17 protein-coding genes, 1 tRNA gene and 3 pseudogenes are annotated in these 19,850 nt (G+C 43.9%); 16 read left to right on the top strand and 5 right to left on the bottom strand.

Annotated features, from left to right (window positions below; translation table 11 throughout):
* Nucleotides 1-72: 72 nt before the first annotated feature.
* Nucleotides 73-1,203 carry a phosphodiester glycosidase family protein gene (locus tag C1T21_RS09565; protein WP_103048062.1) on the bottom strand — a complete coding sequence of 377 codons (1,131 nt, stop codon included), beginning with the start codon at nucleotides 1,201-1,203 and terminating at the stop codon, nucleotides 73-75.
* A gap of 135 nt (nucleotides 1,204-1,338) precedes the next feature.
* Between C1T21_RS09565 and C1T21_RS09560 the strand changes: the two genes are divergently transcribed.
* The 7 genes and pseudogenes from C1T21_RS09560 (at nucleotide 1,339) to nspC (ending at nucleotide 8,804) form a co-directional block, all read left to right on the top strand.
* Nucleotides 1,339-1,824 carry a hypothetical protein gene (locus C1T21_RS09560; RefSeq protein ID WP_103048061.1) on the top strand — a complete coding sequence of 162 codons (486 nt, stop codon included), beginning with the start codon at nucleotides 1,339-1,341 and terminating at the stop codon, nucleotides 1,822-1,824.
* Between the two features lie 40 nt (nucleotides 1,825-1,864).
* Nucleotides 1,865-2,880 (top strand): annotated as a pseudogene (locus tag C1T21_RS09555) (hypothetical protein).
* A gap of 154 nt (nucleotides 2,881-3,034) precedes the next feature.
* Nucleotides 3,035-3,646 (top strand): SMI1/KNR4 family protein, encoded by a 612-nt coding sequence (locus C1T21_RS09550; RefSeq protein ID WP_103048060.1) that lies wholly within the window; start codon nucleotides 3,035-3,037, stop codon nucleotides 3,644-3,646.
* 192 nt (nucleotides 3,647-3,838) lie between these two features.
* On the top strand, nucleotides 3,839-5,719 hold the full coding sequence (gene htpG, locus C1T21_RS09545; protein WP_103048059.1) for a molecular chaperone HtpG: 1,881 nt from the start codon (nucleotides 3,839-3,841) through the stop codon (nucleotides 5,717-5,719).
* A gap of 159 nt (nucleotides 5,720-5,878) precedes the next feature.
* Entirely contained in the window at nucleotides 5,879-6,142 is a 264-nt protein-coding gene (locus C1T21_RS09540) for a bacteriocin immunity protein (RefSeq protein ID WP_103048058.1), read from the top strand.
* A gap of 314 nt (nucleotides 6,143-6,456) precedes the next feature.
* The gene (locus C1T21_RS09535; protein WP_013309649.1) at nucleotides 6,457-7,656 is read left to right on the top strand and encodes a saccharopine dehydrogenase family protein; all 1,200 of its coding nucleotides are present in this window, start codon (nucleotides 6,457-6,459) and stop codon (nucleotides 7,654-7,656) included.
* An 8-nt stretch (nucleotides 7,657-7,664) separates the two neighbouring features.
* Entirely contained in the window at nucleotides 7,665-8,804 is a 1,140-nt protein-coding gene (gene nspC / locus C1T21_RS09530) for a carboxynorspermidine decarboxylase (RefSeq protein WP_023987969.1), read from the top strand.
* Between the two features lie 201 nt (nucleotides 8,805-9,005).
* On the opposite strand, the gene C1T21_RS09525 is transcribed toward nspC, so the two are convergent.
* Nucleotides 9,006-9,506, bottom strand: coding sequence for a hypothetical protein (locus C1T21_RS09525; RefSeq protein WP_103048057.1), 501 nt, complete (start codon nucleotides 9,504-9,506; stop codon nucleotides 9,006-9,008).
* 299 nt (nucleotides 9,507-9,805) lie between these two features.
* Here C1T21_RS09525 and C1T21_RS09520 point away from each other — a divergent pair, with 299 nt between their 5' ends.
* Both C1T21_RS09520 and C1T21_RS09515 read left to right on the top strand, forming a co-directional pair.
* Nucleotides 9,806-10,321: a hypothetical protein gene (locus tag C1T21_RS09520; protein WP_103048056.1), complete on the top strand. Its 516-nt coding sequence runs from the start codon at nucleotides 9,806-9,808 to the stop codon at nucleotides 10,319-10,321.
* A gap of 70 nt (nucleotides 10,322-10,391) precedes the next feature.
* On the top strand, nucleotides 10,392-10,898 hold the full coding sequence (locus tag C1T21_RS09515) for a GNAT family N-acetyltransferase (protein ID WP_103048055.1): 507 nt from the start codon (nucleotides 10,392-10,394) through the stop codon (nucleotides 10,896-10,898).
* Nucleotides 10,899-11,007: 109 nt separating this feature from the next.
* On the opposite strand, the gene C1T21_RS09510 is transcribed toward C1T21_RS09515, so the two are convergent.
* Nucleotides 11,008-11,442 carry an N-acetyltransferase gene (locus C1T21_RS09510; RefSeq protein WP_103048054.1) on the bottom strand — a complete coding sequence of 145 codons (435 nt, stop codon included), beginning with the start codon at nucleotides 11,440-11,442 and terminating at the stop codon, nucleotides 11,008-11,010.
* A gap of 393 nt (nucleotides 11,443-11,835) precedes the next feature.
* Here C1T21_RS09510 and C1T21_RS09505 point away from each other — a divergent pair.
* Nucleotides 11,836-11,920 (top strand) — tRNA-Leu (locus C1T21_RS09505).
* A 140-nt stretch (nucleotides 11,921-12,060) separates the two neighbouring features.
* Here the strand turns inward: C1T21_RS09505 and C1T21_RS09500 are convergent.
* Nucleotides 12,061-12,591: an NAD(P)H-dependent oxidoreductase gene (locus tag C1T21_RS09500; protein ID WP_103048053.1), complete on the bottom strand. Its 531-nt coding sequence runs from the start codon at nucleotides 12,589-12,591 to the stop codon at nucleotides 12,061-12,063.
* Between the two features lie 199 nt (nucleotides 12,592-12,790).
* Between C1T21_RS09500 and C1T21_RS09495 the strand changes: the two genes are divergently transcribed.
* Together C1T21_RS09495 and fabV are read left to right on the top strand one after the other, a co-directional pair.
* Nucleotides 12,791-13,147 carry a winged helix-turn-helix transcriptional regulator gene (locus tag C1T21_RS09495; protein ID WP_103048052.1) on the top strand — a complete coding sequence of 119 codons (357 nt, stop codon included), beginning with the start codon at nucleotides 12,791-12,793 and terminating at the stop codon, nucleotides 13,145-13,147.
* Between the two features lie 216 nt (nucleotides 13,148-13,363).
* Complete coding sequence (gene fabV / locus C1T21_RS09490; protein WP_103048051.1) at nucleotides 13,364-14,527, top strand: enoyl-ACP reductase FabV; 1,164 nt, start codon at nucleotides 13,364-13,366, stop codon at nucleotides 14,525-14,527.
* 132 nt (nucleotides 14,528-14,659) lie between these two features.
* On the opposite strand, the gene C1T21_RS09485 is transcribed toward fabV, so the two are convergent.
* A complete protein-coding gene (locus C1T21_RS09485) occupies nucleotides 14,660-14,863 on the bottom strand; it encodes a hypothetical protein (RefSeq protein WP_103048050.1) in 204 nt (67 codons plus the stop codon).
* Between the two features lie 168 nt (nucleotides 14,864-15,031).
* On the opposite strand from C1T21_RS09485, the gene C1T21_RS09480 reads away from it, so the two are divergent.
* The 4 genes and pseudogenes from C1T21_RS09480 (at nucleotide 15,032) to C1T21_RS09465 (ending at nucleotide 19,828) form a co-directional block, all read left to right on the top strand.
* On the top strand, nucleotides 15,032-16,183 hold the full coding sequence (locus C1T21_RS09480; RefSeq protein ID WP_103048049.1) for a sn-glycerol-1-phosphate dehydrogenase: 1,152 nt from the start codon (nucleotides 15,032-15,034) through the stop codon (nucleotides 16,181-16,183).
* A gap of 196 nt (nucleotides 16,184-16,379) precedes the next feature.
* Complete coding sequence (locus C1T21_RS09475) at nucleotides 16,380-17,486, top strand: GntR family transcriptional regulator (protein ID WP_103048048.1); 1,107 nt, start codon at nucleotides 16,380-16,382, stop codon at nucleotides 17,484-17,486.
* Nucleotides 17,487-17,894: 408 nt separating this feature from the next.
* Nucleotides 17,895-17,957: pseudogene (locus tag C1T21_RS28460) on the top strand (hypothetical protein); the annotation flags it as partial.
* 174 nt (nucleotides 17,958-18,131) lie between these two features.
* Nucleotides 18,132-19,828: pseudogene (locus C1T21_RS09465) on the top strand (ribulokinase).
* Nucleotides 19,829-19,850: the final 22 nt, after the last annotated feature.

Below are 19,850 nucleotides of genomic sequence, written 5' to 3'. Positions count from 1 at the left end.
CGAAACCGGGGGGAAATGGAAAAAAGGCTATCCCCACGGCTTACACATCCGTGAAGACAGCCCTTTATCCGTCTATTGATATTTTACAATAATGGCATTGCTGATTTGGCGGCCGGGTGTGGTGAGGTAGGAGCCGTTGTAATACAACCCGCTGGAAGCACCGCCGTCCAGATTCATGGCCTGATAAGCGCCGGCCTGCTTCATCATTTGGGCGAGTTGCGGTATAGTCGCTCCACTCGTGGTCAGGAGGATCAGCTTATGATCCCGACTCATTCCGATCGCGCTGCGGGCGCCGCCGCCTGTTAATATTTTAGGGTCCTTGAAGCCTTCGGCTTTGACATTCAGGGAGATCTGTCCGTTCGTGACCAGACGAGGTCCGGCTTGAAGGGCACCTTCGACGCTGCCTTGGCTTAACCGTTGTTCAAAGGCGGAACCCGAAACCAGCTCGGCTAAATGGTTAGCATCATAGGTGAAGACCGTTCGCTGGTCGCCGGAGCTTTTTTTCAACATCTTTTTGTGGCTGACCAGGTAGCCGTAAGGTGTTTTGTAGGAGCTTTTGGTATAGGCGTCAAAGAATGTACCATTTATGGCTACAACCGCTTGATTGCGTTTGGCGAGACTGCTTAAATCCTCCACTTTGCCGATAGTATCGCCTGCAAGCGCCACGTCCAGGTTCACCTTGGGATGGAGCATAGAGATGGTGACCACCTTAGCGGAAAAGGTACGAGATCCGACCTTGAAGCTTTTATGAGCCGTCGTAATGGGTGTAGTATTTCCGGGTAGCTTACCGGTAAGTACCGGAAGCGTGACGGACGTTGTACCCTGCTTAATGCGTACAGCTGAGGTTTCCTTTTGCCATGAGACCTGCAGGTTTAGATATTGACTGATGAACTGCAAGGGTACATAGGTCGAACCATTATCGGTAAAAGGAGCATTTTGCAAACGGATCGTCTGATCATTCACTTTGGCAGTAGATTGTCCCATAAATAATGTGAGCCGGGTATTGCCTTGCGCAATTTCTATTTTTTTGTCCGCTGCCGTCATGTTGAGTGTGATCCCTTCATAGCTGTTCAGGAGGCGAAGCGGGATGAAGGAATGGTTACTCTGGTCCACATAGACCAGCATAGGTGCTGGTGCAGCAGCGTAGATCGGGGATACAAGTAATAGCATGGACAGGATAATAAGTACGGTGATTCTTTTCATGAATAGATCAATCTCCTTATGTAGTCTTGACACTTTACGAGGTGCTTGTACTTATATCGGGTTTTATGAGTTGTAAATGTATGTTATGCGAATTTTGAGTGTTCAGCTGATATAAAGAAACGGGGTGGGCTGGAGATGAGCAGGTATGAGACGAGACTTGAGGATTATCGTCGCAGAGAGCGCCCGTCTTATCGTGTATTTGAAGGATTGCAGGAATTGGTGCGTAGCGTGGGGCAACTGCATAATAACTGGTTATATGTGAACGTGGATCAATGGGATCAGGCTCCTGTTCACACACCGATTTATTATTTGGATGAGCATTGGCTGGAGGAATGTGCAGAGGATGGTACAGCCGTAACCAACGAACAGGACGAGTATATTCCCGTGTGGATATCAGATCGTCAGGTTCAAACCTGGTTCGAGCTGGCGACCTTTGAGAGTATTGTAGAAGTCCTTAAGGCTGCCGGACAGCCTGTGACGCTTCAGATGGTGATTGTGGCGGTAAAATATTATGACAAGCGCGATGCTTATCTGGACTATGAAGAGGTGAAGGTAGTGACAGACTTGTGGTCTGTGCTGACGAAGGTGGGAAACCACCTACGGAATGAACGAAGCCTGTAGAACAAACGGAACATACATACGGTTGAATGGGGGAAGCAGAATGAGTTGGTTGAATCATGAAATGGCAGCTAAGTGGCGACAGGAAGGGAAAAGGTATGCTGCAGATGTAAATGAATTTGTCAGAGTCGGCATGGAAAGTGAATGGCAGCAGGAGCAGTCAGAACCGAAGCAGGACGAGCGCTCCAAGCTGGCCAGAGATATTTTTCGTATGATTCAGGAAGCGAATCAGGTTGGGGAAACGGAGCAGTTACGTCGGGAGATTCCGGCGGCATCTTGGCCGCTTACACCAGCGTTCGAGGAGGCTTTGCAAGCCGTTAGGCCGATGGCTGGATGTACTAGATGAAGTGATTCCGTTTGGGGATGGACAGCGACTTCTGTTGGTCTGCGGTTATGGCGTTTATTTGCTGGGTGGTGATCGGGTGGACTTGATCCATCCCAAGGCGTCTGAACGGAGAAAACAAGAGCTGAAAGATACGATTGTGGATATGGCGCATGGAGCTGTGTCGAAGGATGGACGCTGGATTGCTTACGGCAGCCAGATGAGTGAGCATATGCTTATGGATCTGTCCAATAAGACGGTGCATATATTTGAGCCAAGTTCCAGTTATCCGCATTATGCTCTATTTTCCAAAGATGATCTGGACGTCTGGTATAATGCCTGTCATTTCTACAACGGTGCCACCATTCAAGTGTCGATTGCTGAGGTGAACAGGGTCTTGCTCAGAATAAGGAAGAATGGCCGATGATGAATGAAGAAATGCGAGTATACGCCGCAACAGCGCTGACACAAGGATCTATTTTGGGTATGCCTACGGTTATCTCCGTCTGATTGACAGGGAGGGTCGTGAACTTTGGCGCTATTTTGTCGGCAGTACGATATCCGGGCGGGCAGTTACACCCGATGAAGGCAAGTTGGCGGTTGGAACGTATGGCGGTATGCTTCATTTGATTGATTTGCAGAGCGGCACAAAGGATGAATATAGCATTGGTACCGCTCCAATTCACGAGACAGAGCGTTGGATGATCTGGCGTAACTATGAGCCATTGCGCTGGTAATACTAATATTCCGCAAATGGTGATAATAGCAAGTTCTGATAAGCTGAACTTAAAATGTAGTAGCACATGATTACAATGCTATTTTCATATAGAGGGGCATTTGGCATAAACCCCTGATTTAAAATACTAATAGAGAGGAACGAGGTGTGAGAACATGGACAAGAAAGCGGATATTCGCACATCCATGAAGGAATTATTTGCACAGATGGATGAAGCCTTTTTTATGGATGTGGAAGAAAATGTACCCTTCGAAATGCGTGATGGGGACGTCGACGAGGAGGGATGGATCAAGTGGAAACCTCTTCCTTCACAGATTACAGAACAGGAAGTTCGGGAGATGGAGGAAACCTACCATTTTGAGCTGCCGCCCCTGCTGAGAAGTTTTATCATGTCTTACCATTATGTGTCTTTACAATTCGATAATGAATCCATTCCGGGGGTATACTGGAGCGATTGTACGTTTGTTGAGTTTCCACGTCTACCTGTAGGTCAAGGCTTAAAGGCATTTTATGAGTTGATCGATCAATGGTCACCTCTGCTGTCAGCAGGCTACATTCCTTTTGCGATAGCAGAGGACGACCAGGGTCCCGTTTGTTTAAATGCAGGCAGCAGACATAAGGACGGCGATTATCCTATTGTGTGGTTTTTTCATGAGGATCTACAGCATTTGGACGAGGATGAGCTGCGGATCAGGAGTAATCTGCTTCCCCATGTGCAGGGGCTGTTTCCATCTTCTGTCGAATTGTTTAACGTTATGTTTAAGTAGATCGGACACTAGCGATTTCCTGAAATGGAATTTTACTGCTCAGGCAACCGAGATATTGACATAAAAAATGAGGAATGATATAAAAAAGGTAGGCTAGCACTCGAATGATGGGAGTGCTAACAAAGTTGAATCGTTTGCATAGCTCATATCCGCTGGCCTTACATAGGTTCATATCTGAAAGGAGATATCCGAATGGAGAAAAAACAGTTTCAGGCTGAGTCCAAGCGTCTGCTCGAAATGATGATTAACTCGATTTACACGCAAAAGGAAATTTTCCTAAGAGAGCTGATCTCCAATGCAAGTGATGCGATTGACAAAATTTATTACAAAGCACTAACAGATGATCAATTGGTCTTTGATAAAGAAAATTACTATATCAAAGTAACTGCCGATAAGGATAACAGAACGCTAACCCTGCGTGATACCGGAATTGGTATGACCAAGGAAGAACTAGAAAATAACCTGGGTGTTATTGCTAAAAGCGGCTCACTGGCATTCAAAAATGAAAATGAATCCAAGGATGGTCATGACATCATCGGTCAATTCGGCGTCGGTTTCTATTCAGCTTTTATGGTAGCCGATGTGGTTACAGTGACTACCAAGGCTTTGGGAAGCGATACTGCATATAAATGGGAATCCACAGGTGCAGACGGGTATACCATTGAGGCGGCTGAGAAGGACGAGGTCGGAACCGAGATCGTTCTGAAAATCAAGGCAAACACCGAAGATGAGTCCTACGACGAATATTTGGACGAGTACCGTTTAAAAGCACTGATTAAAAAATACTCCGATTTTATCCGCTATCCGATTAAAATGGATATTACAGGCAAGCGTCTGAAAGAGGGAAGCGACAACGAGTTCGAGGATTACGAAGAAGAACAGCGTATCAACAGCATGGTTCCTATCTGGAGAAAAAACAAAAGCGAGCTGACCGACGAGGATTATCAAAATTTCTATGCGGAAAAACGCTATGGCTACGACAAGCCGCTCCAGCATATCCACGTCAGCGCGGATGGCGCGGTAGTGTACCAAGCTATTCTGTTTATTCCTGAAAATATCCCGTTTGATTTCTACTCGAAGGAGTATGAAAAAGGGTTGGAGTTGTATGCCAACGGTGTGCTGATTATGGAAAAATCTCCTGACCTGCTGCCGGATTATTTTAGCTTTGTCAAAGGTATGGTCGACTCCGAAAGTCTGTCGCTCAACATTTCCAGAGAAATGCTGCAGCATGACCGCCAGCTGAAGCTGATTGCCAAAAATATCGAAAGCAAAATCAAAGGCCAATTGCTGACCTTGCTCAAAAATGACCGGGAGAAATATGATCAATTCTACAAATCATTTGGCAGACAATTAAAATTTGGTGTCTACAACGATTACGGCAGACATAAAGAAACTCTGCAGGATCTGCTCATGTTCTACTCTTCTACAGAGAAAAAGCAGGTTACTTTGGACGAATACGTATCGCGTATGCCAGAGGATCAGAAGTATATTTATTATGCTTCCGGGGAGTCCAATGAGCGTATTGAAAAACTGCCGCAAACCGAAATGGTGGCTGACAAAGGCTACGAAATTCTGTACTTCACCGATGATATTGATGAGTTCGCTATTAAAATGCTCTTAAGCTACAAAGAGAAAGAATTCAAATCTGTATCGAGCGGCGATCTGGGCATTGAGTCTGACGAAAATGAGAAAGAAACAGAAGCGGAACAAAACGACAACAAAGAGTTGTTCGAGTACATGAAGGGCTTGCTGGAAGGCAAGGTATCCAGTGTTAAAGCCTCCAAGCGCTTGAAGACACATCCGGTATGTCTGTCCGCAGACGGCGAAGTGACGATTGAGATGGAGAAAATCTTGAACGCTATGCCTAATAACGCCGATGTCAAAGCAAATAAAGTGCTGGAAATCAACGTAAACCATGCGGTGTTCAACTCTTTGAAAGAAGCTTTTGCCGAAGATAAGGAGAAGGTAAACCTCTATACGGCATTATTGTATAATCAGGCTTTACTGATCGAAGGCTTGCCGCTGCAAGATCCGGTTGAATTCACGAACGATATTTGCAAAATCATGGTTTAACAAGCTTTATTACTGTATAGAGCCGTTCCCGTACCGGGGGCGGCTTTATTTATCATAAACACTTCTTAAATCTCCATAATAGGTCATATAGCGAATACAGAAGAAGGGGACAGGCCCCACACTATGCTGGCTATACTCAATACAAAGGAGGGCGATTACATGAGTCTGGATCGAGACAACTGGGAACTCCAAAATTTAAACCGAAATGAGCTTATACAGTTGGTGGATAAAATCATCCGGGGTGAGGGAACGGAAGAGGAAATTGACAGCATGCTGACCATAGTGATGCAAAACACACCCCATCCGGGGATCAGTGATTTGATCTACTGGGATGACCGTGACTTGAGTGCGGCAGAGATCGTAGATGAGGCACTACGCTATCAGCCCATTATTTTACCACCCCATGAATCTTCTTCTTCATAGAATGCGGAGGGGTGGTCTTTTGTTTAGAAATAAGATAATATTAGCTCTTTGGGGCTATGAGCATTATATTCAAAAAAACTTCCGTTAAATATGTGCTGACTTCCCTGGAGTGTATGGGATAATGTTTGTTTCTGCTCACTTTACGGAGTTTTTCTTCCTAATTTTGGGAATTGTAAAGTTTTTGTGACATGTTCCTGTGAATTTTGACACAGCAAATTGTCGTTTTTCTTGATTATTTGGTGGGATGTCTTTATAATCATTTTGTTTGCAAGAATGATTAGCGATTAGCGTATGGAATAAGGAGGTTATTTATTTTGGGAAAAGCATTGATTATTGGCGCCGGTGGCGTGGCCAGCGTTGTGGTGCATAAATGTTGCCAAAACCCAGATGTATTTGAAGAAATTTGTATCGCAAGCAGAACTGTTGAGAAATGCGATGCGCTTAAAGAGAAGCTGGGTGGAGGTCGTACGAAGATACAAACGGCTCAGCTGGATGCTGACAACACCGACATGGTCATTGACTTGATTCGAAGCTTTCAACCGGATGTGGTTATCAATGTGGCTCTCCCTTATCAGGATTTGACGATAATGGATGCTTGCCTTGAGACAGGTGTTCATTACGTTGATACGGCGAACTATGAACCGCCGGATACGCCGAAGTTTGAATACAGCTGGCAATGGGCCTACAAAGAAAGATTCGAAAAAGCAGGAATTACAGCTCTGCTGGGCAGCGGTTTTGATCCAGGCGTGACTGGAGTATTTACGGCTTATGCTCAAAAGCACTACTTTGATGAAATTCATACGATTGATATTGTGGATGCGAATGCAGGGGACCACGGATATCCTTTTGCAACTAATTTTAATCCGGAAATCAATATTCGCGAAATTACGGCGAAGGGCCGTTACTTTGAAAACGGAGAGTGGATTGAAACTGAGCCGCTTTCTGAGAAAAAGGTATACGACCTTCCTGAAATTGGACCGAAAAATATATATCTTTTGTACCATGAAGAACTGGAATCTCTTGCTGTGAACATTAAAGGCGTGAAAAAAATCCGCTTCTGGATGACGTTCTCGGACAATTATCTGAATCATTTGAACGTACTTCAAAACGTAGGCATGACTTCGATCGAGCCTATTGATTACGAAGGACAACAAATCATTCCACTGCAATTCCTGAAAGCTATTTTGCCGGACCCTGCTTCTCTGGGACCAAGAACAAAAGGCAAAACGAACATTGGTTGCATCATCCAAGGTGTGAAAGATGGAAAGCCAAAAACATATTATGTTTACAATGTTTGTGATCATGAGGAATGTTATGCAGAGGTTGGCTCTCAAGCCATTTCCTATACAACAGGTGTTCCTGCCATGATCGGCGCTATGCTTATTATTAAAGGCATCTGGAAAAAACCGGGCGTTTACAACGTTGAGGAATTTGATCCAGATCCATTCATGGAAGCACTAAATAAACACGGATTGCCATGGCAAGAGAACTTTACGCCAACGTTGCTTGATTGAGGCCTGCGATGAATATTGATATTACCGGACTTCCATCACCTTGTTATCTTGTTGACGAAAGACTTCTTGTCAAAAACCTTGAGGTTTTAAATTCCGTCCAAGAGCGGACAGGCTGCAGTATTTTGCTCGCTCTTAAGGGGTTTTCGATGTTTTCGACCTTTCCTCTGGTTGGCAAATACTTAAAAGGGGTAACCTCCAGTTCGTTGTTCGAGGCAAGACTTGGTCGCGAAAAAATGGACAAAGAGGTTCACGTATACGCACCTGCTTATGTTGACAGTGAATTTGATGAGCTATTGGAGTATGTTGACCATATTGTTTTCAACTCCTTTGATCAATTGAAACGCTATAAAAGCAGAGTGCAAGGCGTAACTTCCAAAAAAATCGACATCGGCATTCGGGTTAATCCGGAATATTCGGAAATCGAAACGCCGTTGTATGATCCTTGCTACAACAACTCCAGAATGGGTGTGACTCTGGCTAACTTTAGACCTGAGGATCTAGATGGCGTGGACGGTATTCATTTTCATACGATGTGTGAACAGAATTCAGATACGCTAGAGCGCACCATTAAAGTGGTGGATGAGAAATTCGGGCCATACATTAAGAACATGAAATGGCTCAATTTCGGCGGCGGTCACCATATTACCAGAGAAGACTATGATCTGGACACGCTGGTACGCTGTATTCAATATTTTCAGGATAAATATGGTGTGCAGGTTTATCTGGAGCCAGGCGAAGCTATTGCTTTGAATACTGGATATCTGGTTGCGACCGTATTGGATACGATGAAAAACGGAATGGATATTGCCATTCTGGATACTTCGGCTGAATGTCATATGCCTGATGTACTGGCAATGCCATATCGCCCGAATATCATTGATGCAGGCCAGCCTGGTGAGTATGCTTACACCTACAGACTTGGTGGACTTACGTGCTTGGCTGGAGATGTGATTGGAGACTATTCCTTTAAAGAGCCATTGAAGCCGGGAGACAAGCTTGTGTTCTGCGACATGGCCCATTACACGATGGTCAAAAACCACATGTTTAACGGAGTTAACCTGCCAGCCATCGCCAGCTACAACGACGAAGAAGGCATCAAGGTAATCCGTCAGTTCTCCTACGAGGACTTTAGCTCGCGTTTGTCGTAAGACCTACACAGGAGCAACAGAACTGAGTGCCTCGAATAGAATGACTGAACTACAAAAGCCTCGCCCTTTTAAAAAAGGGTGAGGCTTTTTGGTGTAGTTAGGATTTTTTAGTCTTTATATGTGCCTGTTGCATGTATCCAATACGACAACGGGCATTAAATAATGATTCACTACTTGAAAAGTTATATAAATTTAGTTAGTCTACCTTACAGCTTCAGAAGAGAGTTTATAGTCAAACATTTTTCCTCCGTATTGAAGCCCGAACGCATTGACGGCTAGGTAGTAATCTTTACCTTGCTCAAGAGTTGCATTTAAAAAATATTGACCATTTTTTGAACTTTTAATGCTTTGACCATTACTATCGAAGAGGGTTAGCTCCAACCAAGAATCGGGATATCTGTGTCCCTCAATTGTGAAGTGAACTTCTCTTGAGTTATTTTCTGCCATTATTTTATATACATCGTAGTTTTCCCACATCCCATGCTTCTCTTCACCGAGGGTTCCAATGACCCCATCACCTATAAAATAATAGTTAGCTTGTTCAAAAGTATCATTTGGCTCCTGTTCATCATATTCAAGTAAAGGGGCAATAGTTGTTTCCTTTGCAACTGGTACGGAATTTGCTTCTTCGGCTAAAGCAACACTGGCAGAAGTACTTAGCAGAAGTGTAAGGCCTAATGAAGCTAACAACGTTTTTTTCATGAATAATCTACCTCTCTTTTTTGGGATTTATATTCATTTATATGAATATATTAGTAACTGTTTCTGAGTTAATTGTATATCAATCGCCAGGAAATTGGAATAATAAAAAGGAATATTTATCAATAAAATAAATATAATAGAACATTTTGTTACAGAATTGAATTTTTCATGTTCACAAGTTTGTCCTAGGAGTTCCGTTTAGAGGATACGTTTCTTGGAGGAAAATATATGGTATACTCTTTAAAACTTGGACATGACTTGGGAAATAAATTGTAACGATAGGCAGAGGTGAATTGCACATGTTCGACCCGACCGTTTTTGATAATTTAAAAGTGGCTATAGAAAATACGGTTTACGATCTGGATAATCTGGATTCACGTATTGATATTACGCAACGAATCGATAGATTGGAAATGTCCGTGATGTCGCGTGAATTTGCTGTCCAATTCAGATTGAGGGAACAGCCAGGTGTGACGGCAGAAATTCAACTAAAGGCGGATTTAAACAACTTGGCTGCGGAAATTTTGGAAATCAAAGATCAAATTCCGGGATGTGTCTTGTTGCTGAGTTTTTACATGGAGATTCGTGAGATTGAGTCACAATGCAGACAGATTGAAAATATACTGACCGAAATTTGGAAACCTGATCTTCGGCCTGTCCAAACGCTGAGTTTTAATTATGAAGAGAAGGTTTCTACATACCAAAACAAGATCGAACTTCGGTTTTCCAGGCAAATTAACGAAGATCAGATGGAGGATATTCCAGAGCTGTTGGAGCATATTTTGCTGACGCTTATAGAATTAAACAAGGTCTAAACGGTTAGGGTCCTAATGGAAATAACATTAGTAGACCAACAAGTTAAGGTTAGAGGGGTTGAAAATATAAATGAATGAACTTGAATTCTCTAGAGTATATGCGATTATGGAGGCTGCTTTTCCTGAAACGGAATGTAGAACATTCGAGTCGCAGAGGGCTCTGCTTCATCATCCGTGTTATCGCTTACTTACCAAAAAGGACGAACAAGGGCAAACAATTGCTTTTTTGGCAGGGTGGGAGTTTACAGATTTTCGGTTTGTAGAGCACATTGCCGTAGATTCGGCTATACGAGGCAGCGGGTTAGGCAAAGAGCTTATGAGCAAGTTTATTTCACAGTCCGGTAAACCAGTAGTACTGGAGGTGGAGCCGCCAGTGGATGAATGGACTCGGAGAAGAATCGGTTTTTATGAGCGTTTGGGGTTTCATATGAACCATTTTGAGTATGTACAGCCCCCATTAAGAGAAGGGCAGGATAATCTGAAGCTTCAAATTATGAGCTATCCTGGTGCGCTGGCTGAACAAGCGTTTGCTCCGTTTAGACAGATTTTATATACCGAGGTTTATGGGCTTAAATGAGAGACTATATAAAGTCAGTTGTATTATATAAAATAAAAGGCTCTGCTTATGCCGTATTTTTACGGGAGCAGAGCCTTTTTCTTTTTAGGGCTGAAGGTGCTTCATTATGTTAGTGTCTTGTCCATATCATGACAAACTCTTTCTCGCCAGTCTCGGAATCTATAGATTCCTCTTGAATGGTAAATCCATTTTTAGTATAAAAGTTAAATGCTTTCGTGTTCGACTGGTATACCTTCAATTGGATCTGATCATATTGCTTCTTGACCCAATCTAGTAGTAACTTGCCATAGCCTTTTCTTTGAAGGTCTATGCGTATAAACAGAGCCGCCAAATACCCATCCACCATGGAAACGAAGCCGCCAATAGTATGATCATCCTGTATGATAGCATAGTTTTGAGCTAGAGGGAGGTAATTGCTCTCCATCTCGGTCACTTGTGATCTCCAATATTGCGGATCAATAAAATGATGGGCTTCTATGGAAGCATCCAGCCAAATGGCTGCCAAATCCTTAAATTCTTCAACATTCACTGGTCTAATAGACATCGTATCGCCTCTTTTCATAGTATGTAATCTATTCCGATAGTTAATGATGAGAAGTATGATGTTGAAATAAAAAAGACCGTCCGTAGACGGTCTTTCTACCCGTGGCGCCTAACTAAAGCTTTGATCCGTATCCCGCGCCTCCGTCAACTCTGTAAATTAGAGAATAACGGACCGGGTAAGGGATACGCTCAACATGTGATTATTGATGTTGACGCACCTCCTTTCCTGATGCTTCCATATTACCATATCTGGTGTGTGATATCCAGTTATTTTCGAATGTTTTCAGGAAAAATTTATAGAGAATATTATATAAAAATAACTTGATTTTATGGTTCATGGGAGATATAATCTTAATTACGATGATTGAAAAACATCGGTATGAATACATAATATGCGGTCGTGGCGGAATTGGCAGACGCGCACGGTTCAGGTCCGTGTGGGCTAACCCCCCGTGGAGGTTCGAGTCCTCTCGACCGCATCTTACCCTAACAATTACAGGTTCTTGGATTGGCTGGATGCCACCAAGAGCCTGTTTTCATATGGTCAAGAAGCTCCGTGTGTTGCTCATCTCCTGGTGAACGGCATTTATGGTCATGTTATCAGAAATAAATAATCATTCTATTTATACTGGAATATATATTTAATATAGTCTTTTGCACTCTGATTAATTTCTTCATCGCTCGCTTGAAATGAGGCTCCGAAGACAGCAAAATAGGGTAATGATATTGCACCAACATGTACTGTGCTGGCTTTAAAAGGTGTTATAACTTCATCTACAGTAAAAGAAACGGAACCAGTAGGTAAATAATTTTCTTTTTTATCGCCAATGGACACTGCTATCCCTAGCTTCTTTCCTTTTAGCTTATTACCTTTTGAACCATAAGCCCATCCATGAGTAAAAACATCATCCAACCACTTTTTTAATAAAGGTGGGTAACTATACCAATATAAAGGGAATTGAAATATTACATTGTTATGTGCTTCAAGTAACTTTTGCTCTTTCAAAACATCAATGCTCCAGTTTGGATACTCTTTATAAATCTCATGAATTGTAATTTCATGGGTATATTGAAGTAATTCTTGTTTCCATCTTTTATTTACTCTAGAATCTTCAATATTCGGATGAGCTAAAATCACAAGAGTTTTCATCATAAATCACCTTTCTTGCGTAACATATTTTGCTTTTTGTAGATACTCATATTATTATTCTGTACGCTTCAAAAAAAGTAAATACACACAATAAAGTAAGATAGTTACTTGAAAGTGTGCATTGGACTTAGAGTGAAGATATGCCATTATAGAAATAATTAGATAAACTTTGTTATTTTAGCGTTGAAGAGGTGGTACTATGAAACAATATAATTTAGGCATAGAAGCAACACTTGAGATCATCGGAGGTAAATGGAAATCATTAATCATATGTTTATTAATGTCTGGTAGAAAAAGGACAAGTGAATTACAGCGTAGTATTCCAGGCATTTCTCAAAAGGTTCTTATACAGCAACTTCGCGAACTTGAAAAGGATGGTATCATAGGCAGGCATGTGTATAATCAAATGCCTCCAAAAGTGGAGTATTATATAACGGAATATGGAATTACAGCAAATGAAATTATTGACTTAATGTGTTCTTGGGGTAGAGCTAATATCAAAATAAGACAACAGCAAGGAGAAGATGTGATGTTGTTAGAAAATGATTCAAAATGAATAGTGGAGTAAAAGAGCGTTGTAGACTGTGATGTTTATGGCGGTTTTCTTTTTTTCGTAGAGTTGCCAGTTTGGGGATATCTGTTGTAGCAGCATACTCCTCAGGTACCTTCAAGTACTATGCTTTGTGTTGAGCCGCAAGCTAGTTTACTATATAGTTATGACTGGACTATTCCATCTATATTAAATCAATGTCTAAGTAGGGGGACCCTTGCAATGATTATTAAACCGAAAATCCGTGGTTTCATATGTACGACTGCGCATCCCGGAGGATGCGCGGCTCATGTCAATCGTCAGATCAACTACATCAAAGACAGCACGTCAATACAAGGAGCTAAAAAGGTACTTGTGATCGGAGCATCTACTGGATATGGGCTGGCTTCTCGTATTGCTGCGAGCTTCGGTCTGGGAGCGGATACCATAGGGGTATCCTATGAACGTCCCGCATCAGAGGGGCGCACGGCTTCAGCAGGCTGGTACAATACGGTAGCCTTTGAAAGAGCGGCCAGAGCAGCTGGCTACATAGCAGAAAGCATTAATGGAGATGCTTTTTCTCATGAAATTAAGCAGGAGACGTTGAAGCTGGTAAAGGAAAAGTTGGGCAAGGTAGACCTGATTGTGTATAGTGTCGCTTCACCACGACGGACACATCCCGATACGGGTGAGACCTTTAATTCCGTTCTCAAGCCTATCGGTCAATCTTTTTCTAATAAAACAGTGAATACCAATACAGGTGTCGTATCAGAAATTACGCTAGAACCGGCTACGCAGGAGGAAATTGAGAACACCATCACGGTAATGGGTGGCGAAGATTGGTCCTTGTGGCTCAAAGCGTTGGAAGAAGCTGATCTGCTGGCTGAAGGGGTAACCACACTGGCTTACTCTTATATTGGTCCCGAAATTACGGAGGCTATCTATCGTAAAGGAACCATTGGCCAAGCTAAAAATGATTTGGAAGCTACAGCACATACTCTAACAAAGCAACTGGAACGTTATCATGGAAAAGCCTACGTTTCTGTGAATAAAGCTTTGGTTACACAATCCAGTTCGGCTATTCCAGTCGTACCATTGTATATTTCTTTGCTGTTTAAGGTCATGAAGGAAAAGGGACTGCACGAGGGATGTATTGAGCAGGCACAACGTCTGTTCGAGACGCTATACAGTGGGTCCACTGTGGAAACGGATGAAGAAGGACGCATCCGTCTGGATAACTGGGAAATGAGAGACGATGTGCAGCAGGCTGTCAAAGCGGCTTGGTCCGAAATCACTACAGAAAATGTATCTGAATTGGGCGATCTCGAACAATACCGTCTGGATTTCCTCCAATTATTTGGATTCGGGTTTGATGAAATTGATTATGAATTAGACGTTAATCCATAGGTTGATACAATTTCGTAAGTAAATATTTGTAAAACAAAAACGGGTACTCTCAAGCGATGCAATTGCTTAAGAGACCCGTTTTTTATGTATATTGGCAAAAAAACAAGTTGCACTCGTTTTCACTAACAGCATTTATCGAGAATTAGACGTGGAAAGCGACTTACGGTGCAGCAAGCGAAAAACGGCAATGGTAATGATAATCCCCACAACGCCAAAGACTGCAACAGAAGTCAGAGCTCGATAGGCTTGCCAGCCGAACAAAAATGCAATACCACTGCCAAACGTTGTACCTGCCAGTAACCCAAGTGCGCAGGCAATATCCGTTCCAAATTTCATAAACATGTTCCTTTCGAATGTATAAATTAAAAAGCAACTTGTACTTTTTCGCTGGACTTGGACACATACTTGTGCGTACAATTAAATAGTAATCGTTTTCAAACTGAATCTATTTATCATTATGGATCATTTTCGTGTAAATTATTCCTTTTTCAGGAGGCTGATGAAATGAATATGAATGAGCAGATCAAGCTGTGGAACGAAGAGGCGCAGGCTAGTAACGCTGATCATCCTCACCGAAAGGTTGAATTGTTTATCGAGGTACGGGATGGAGCACTGGAATCCGTTGTTCCTTATCTGAACCAACAGGATTATCGTCATGTAACTCTGGTAGAAGATGAACATACTTCAGCGGCAGCAGGAAAAAAAGTGGCTGAGCTGATCCGTGAGGCAGGTTTGACAGTTGATGTAGTTAAGTTGCCTCCGAATGCTGTAGGGGATGTCATTGCTGATGAAACTTACATTATGAAGGTGCTGCTGGGTGTGGCGGATAAGAGTCAGGCTGTACTTGCTGTAGGCTCCGGCACGATTCATGATCTGGTTCGCTTCGTGTGCTATAAAATGAATCGTCCGTTCTTGTCAGTACCGACGGCTGCTTCCGTGGATGGTTTTACCTCCGCAGGCGCGCCGCTGATTGTGGACGGCAGCAAGCAGACGTTCCAAGCGGTTCCGCCAGAGGCGATCTTTGCTGATTTGTCCGTGCTGGCGAATGCGCCACAAGCGATGACTGCCGCAGGTTTTGGCGATATGCTCGGTAAGTTTACCTCATTAGCCGACTGGCATGTATCCAGAGATTTGGGAAACGAGCCGTATTCACCTGTGGCTAACCGCATTACCGAGGAGGCTTTACGTGCCTGTGTAGAGCATGTCGATGAGATTGCGGCAGGCAGCAAGGCAGGTGTTGAGGTGTTGATGAATGCGCTGATTGCATCCGGTATTTCGATGCTGATGATAGATCATTCCCGTCCAGCGTCAGGGGGAGAGCACCATATTTCCCACCGAATTGAAATGGATTTTATTGCAGAGGGACGCAAGCAAGTTTTGCATGGTGCCAAAGTAGGCGTAGCATCCGCTTTGCTGTCTGACATGTACAGGGATTTAGCTGCCAGCCAGGATGTAGAGGCCTTTAAGGTGTATCGGGCTTTGCCTACGTCGGAGCAGATGCGTGCATGGCTGGCTCAGGTCGGAGGCCCGTCTACCATTGCCGAGCTGGGTGTTACAGAGGAACAGCTTGCTCGTGCTTTGCGCACGGCTCATACCTTACGTGATCGCTATACAGGACTCAAGTATATGAATGAACATCAATTGCTTCGTTCGTAGTATGTACATCTACACAAGCAGTCTTTAAATATTCAGTCAATTATGTGTAGCAAGGAAGGGATTAGCGAATGGGTTTACGCCTCCGGCAGCTATACGTCGATATCTTGCTCCTGTAACATTTGTATGTACAAATGAACGATATGCTATAATCGTAGAATATGAACAGGTACACGATATTGCAGGTACGGAGGAAATTATGGCGCCCAAATATATACAAGTTAAACAGGAAATTTTGTCATGGATTCATTCATCCAAACTGGAGCCGCAAAGCCAGCTTCCATCTGAGCATGAAATGTCTGAACAATTTGCGGTTAGTCGGCAAACGGTGCGTCAGGCGCTGGGCGAGCTGGTGCAGGAAGGTTGGCTGTTTCGTATGCAGGGCAAGGGAACCTTTGTCGCGACACGGGACAGTAAGCAGCCCGAAGATCCAAGGACGATTGGAGTCGTTACAACCTATATATCGGATTATATTTTCCCATCTATTGTACAGGGAATTGAATCCAAATTAAGCCGCCAGGGCTACAAGTTGCTGCTGTCAAGCACAGGCAATGACCCCGAGCAAGAACGTCAGTGTCTGGAAATGCTGCTGAGTCAACCGCTGAGCGGAATTATTATTGAACCGACCAAAAGTGGGGAGCGCAATCCCAATCTGAACTATTATTTAACCGTGGAAAATCGTCAAATTCCTTACTTGATGATCAATGCGCGTTATGAGGAAATGGATGCACCTTGTCTGCGTGTGGATGATGAAAAGGGTGGCTTTTTGGCGGCAGAGCATTTGATCAAGCTGGGACACCGACGCTTGGCTGGATTTTTCAAAACTGATGATATGCAGGGAATTCTGCGTATGAAGGGATTTGTAGCCGCTCACCGCAAATATGGAGTGACATTACACCCGAACGCAGTAACTACCTACCGGACAGAAGAAAAAAATGAGATTCCATTACAACGTGCGTCGGAGCTGCTGGCGATGGAGGCGGGAGAGCGCCCGACCGGATGGGTGACCTATAATGATGAGTTGGCTATTCGACTCCTAGATATTGTACGTTCGGCGGGCCTGAACATTCCCAATGATCTATCGCTGGTTGGGTTTGATGATTCATTTTTGGCGACAGCAACGGAAATCAAGCTAACGACAATTCGGCATCCAAAGGAAGAATTGGGGTTACGTGCTGCCGATACCATGCTGTCAATGATTGAAGAGAAGGGCTACCATGAAGAAGATCGACAGTTAATTCTACCGCCTGAGCTCATCGTTCGTGAATCTACGGGGCCTGTCCAGGTCATGCCTGGAGAACACTAGGCTGGGAGATGAGTAGCTTTTATTACTTAACATGTAAGGACAGGTTAGTAAGTATACAGCTTTAACGCTTAATATTTGATGGCATGTTTTTCGTCATACCGAACAGTCTGTTTTCTGGATTGCAGAAATAGGCTGTTTTTGTTATATTTTTTCTGAAAATGAGTATGAGTACATAAATCTATCGAAAAAATACATAAAAAAGACTAGCTAAGTTGTACGTACAACCATATAATGAAAGCGGAACCAAGGATAAAGGGTCGTTACAACCTTCCTGTAATTTTCCATTTCAGGTTGGTTTCAGTCACCTCCTCCAATGCAGATTTCAGAAATGAAGTAAAAGGAGTACCTAATACATATTAGAACAATTGAAAAAGGAAGTATGGGAGGCCAATTTGGCTCTTCCAAGGCGTGGCCTATGAAGAACTGAAAGCGGAGCAACTGGTTGTACTGATTCTACAAGGCGATATTGTCGAGGTTGACCTTCGGCCTTCGTCAGATACGCCTACACATCATCTGGCACTGTACCGTTCTTTCGTTCGGAATCCAGAATTCACCTTAGTGGATCTGGTGCTGCTGGGTAAGCATTTTCTGCGCAAGCATGGGCGAACGCTTATGATGGTCAACGATAAAGGAGGAGGCACACAAATGAGCAAGTATACAATTGGTGTCGATTATGGAACGCAGTCCGGCCGTGCGGTTATTGTTGACCTGTCTGACGGAGCTGAAATTGCTACACATGTAATACCTTACCGTCATGGAGTTATGGATGAAGTGTTGCCTGGTAGTGGACGCAAATTGGATATAGATTGGGCGCTGGAACATCCGGCTGATTATATTGAAGTGCTGACTACCTCCGTACCTGCTGTTATGAAGGAGACAGGGATTTCTCCAGACGATATCATCGGATCGGAATTGATTTTACAGCATGTACGATGCTGCCGATCGACGCGCAGGGACAACCGTTGTGCTTTGACGAGAACCTGAAAGATAACCCGCATAGTTGGGTGAAACTGTGGAAGCATCATGCAGCACAAGATGAAGCGGACCGTTTAAATGATATTGCCTCGCAGCGCGGAGAGGCGTTTCTGCCCCGCTATGGAGGGAAAATTTCTTCCGAATGGATGATCGCAAAAATTTGGCAAATTCTGAACGAGGCACCGGACATTTATAATCAAACAGACCGCTTTGTAGAAGCGACCGACTGGGTAATTTCCCAGCTCAGCGGGGAACTGAAACGTAATCAGTGTACAGCTGGCTACAAGTCTATTTATCATCATCGCGATGGTTATCCGGATCGTGAATTTTTCAAAGCGCTCGATCCGCGTCTAGAAAATTTGACGGATACGAAGCTGCGCGGTGAGATTTATGAATTGGGTGCCCGTGCGGGTGGATTAACAGAGAATATGGCTGCAAAACTCGGACTGAATCCGGGAACGGCAGTAGCGGTAGGCAATGTGGATGCACATGCGGCTGTTCCGGCAGTAGGCGTCGTCACACCAGGCAAGCTGGTGATGGCGATGGGAACTTCCATTTGCCACATGCTCCTCGGTGAGGAAGAAAAAGAAGTAGAGGGTATGTGTGGCGTTGTAGAGAACGGAATTATTCCGGGCTATTACGGGTATGAGGCTGGACAATCGGCTGTAGGAGACATTTTCGCATGGTTTGTGGATCATGCTGTTCCCGGCGAAGTGAAGGAGCAGGCAGCTGCGGAAGGTGTGAACGTCCATGTATGGCTGGAGCGTAAAGCGGCTGAATATAAGCCGGGGGAAACCGGGTTGCTGGCGCTGGATTGGTGGAACGGTAACCGTTCTCTGTTGGTTAACACCAACCTGACGGGGCTGATTGTCGGATATACGTTGCTGACGAAGCCAGAAGAAGTGTACCGTACATTGCTGGAAGCAACTGCTTTCGGAACACGTAAAATTGTCGATGCGTTCCATCATAACGGCGTGCTAGTAGACGTATTGTATGCGTGCGGTGGATTGCCGCAGAAAAATCGCCTTTTGATGCAAATTTATGCAGATGTAACCGGACGTGAGATTAAGGTGGCGGCTTCTACTCAAACTCCTGCATTGGGTGCGGCCATGTTCGCAGCAGTGGCTGCGGGAGCTGAAGCTGGAGGGTACGACGATATCGTCGAAGCAGCGCGTCATATGGCTCGTGTACGGGACGAGAGCTTCAAGCCGATCCCTAAGAACGCGGCCGTGTATGATAAGCTGTACGAGGAATACAGCCGTCTTCACGACTACTTTGGACGTGGAGGCAACCTGGTGATGAAAAAGCTGAAGTCCATCAAGGAAGAAGCCGGTCGTTCAACTGAAGCGACAAGCATTCATTCTTAAGAAACTGACAAAATATAAGCAA

Origin of the sequence: Paenibacillus sp. F4 (assembly GCF_002894905.1) — a bacterium.
Taxonomy (GTDB): Bacteria; Bacillota; Bacilli; order Paenibacillales; family Paenibacillaceae; genus Paenibacillus; species Paenibacillus polymyxa_B.
Note: the sequence above shows the minus strand (reverse complement) of the source record. Positions and strands in the feature narration are given on the sequence as shown.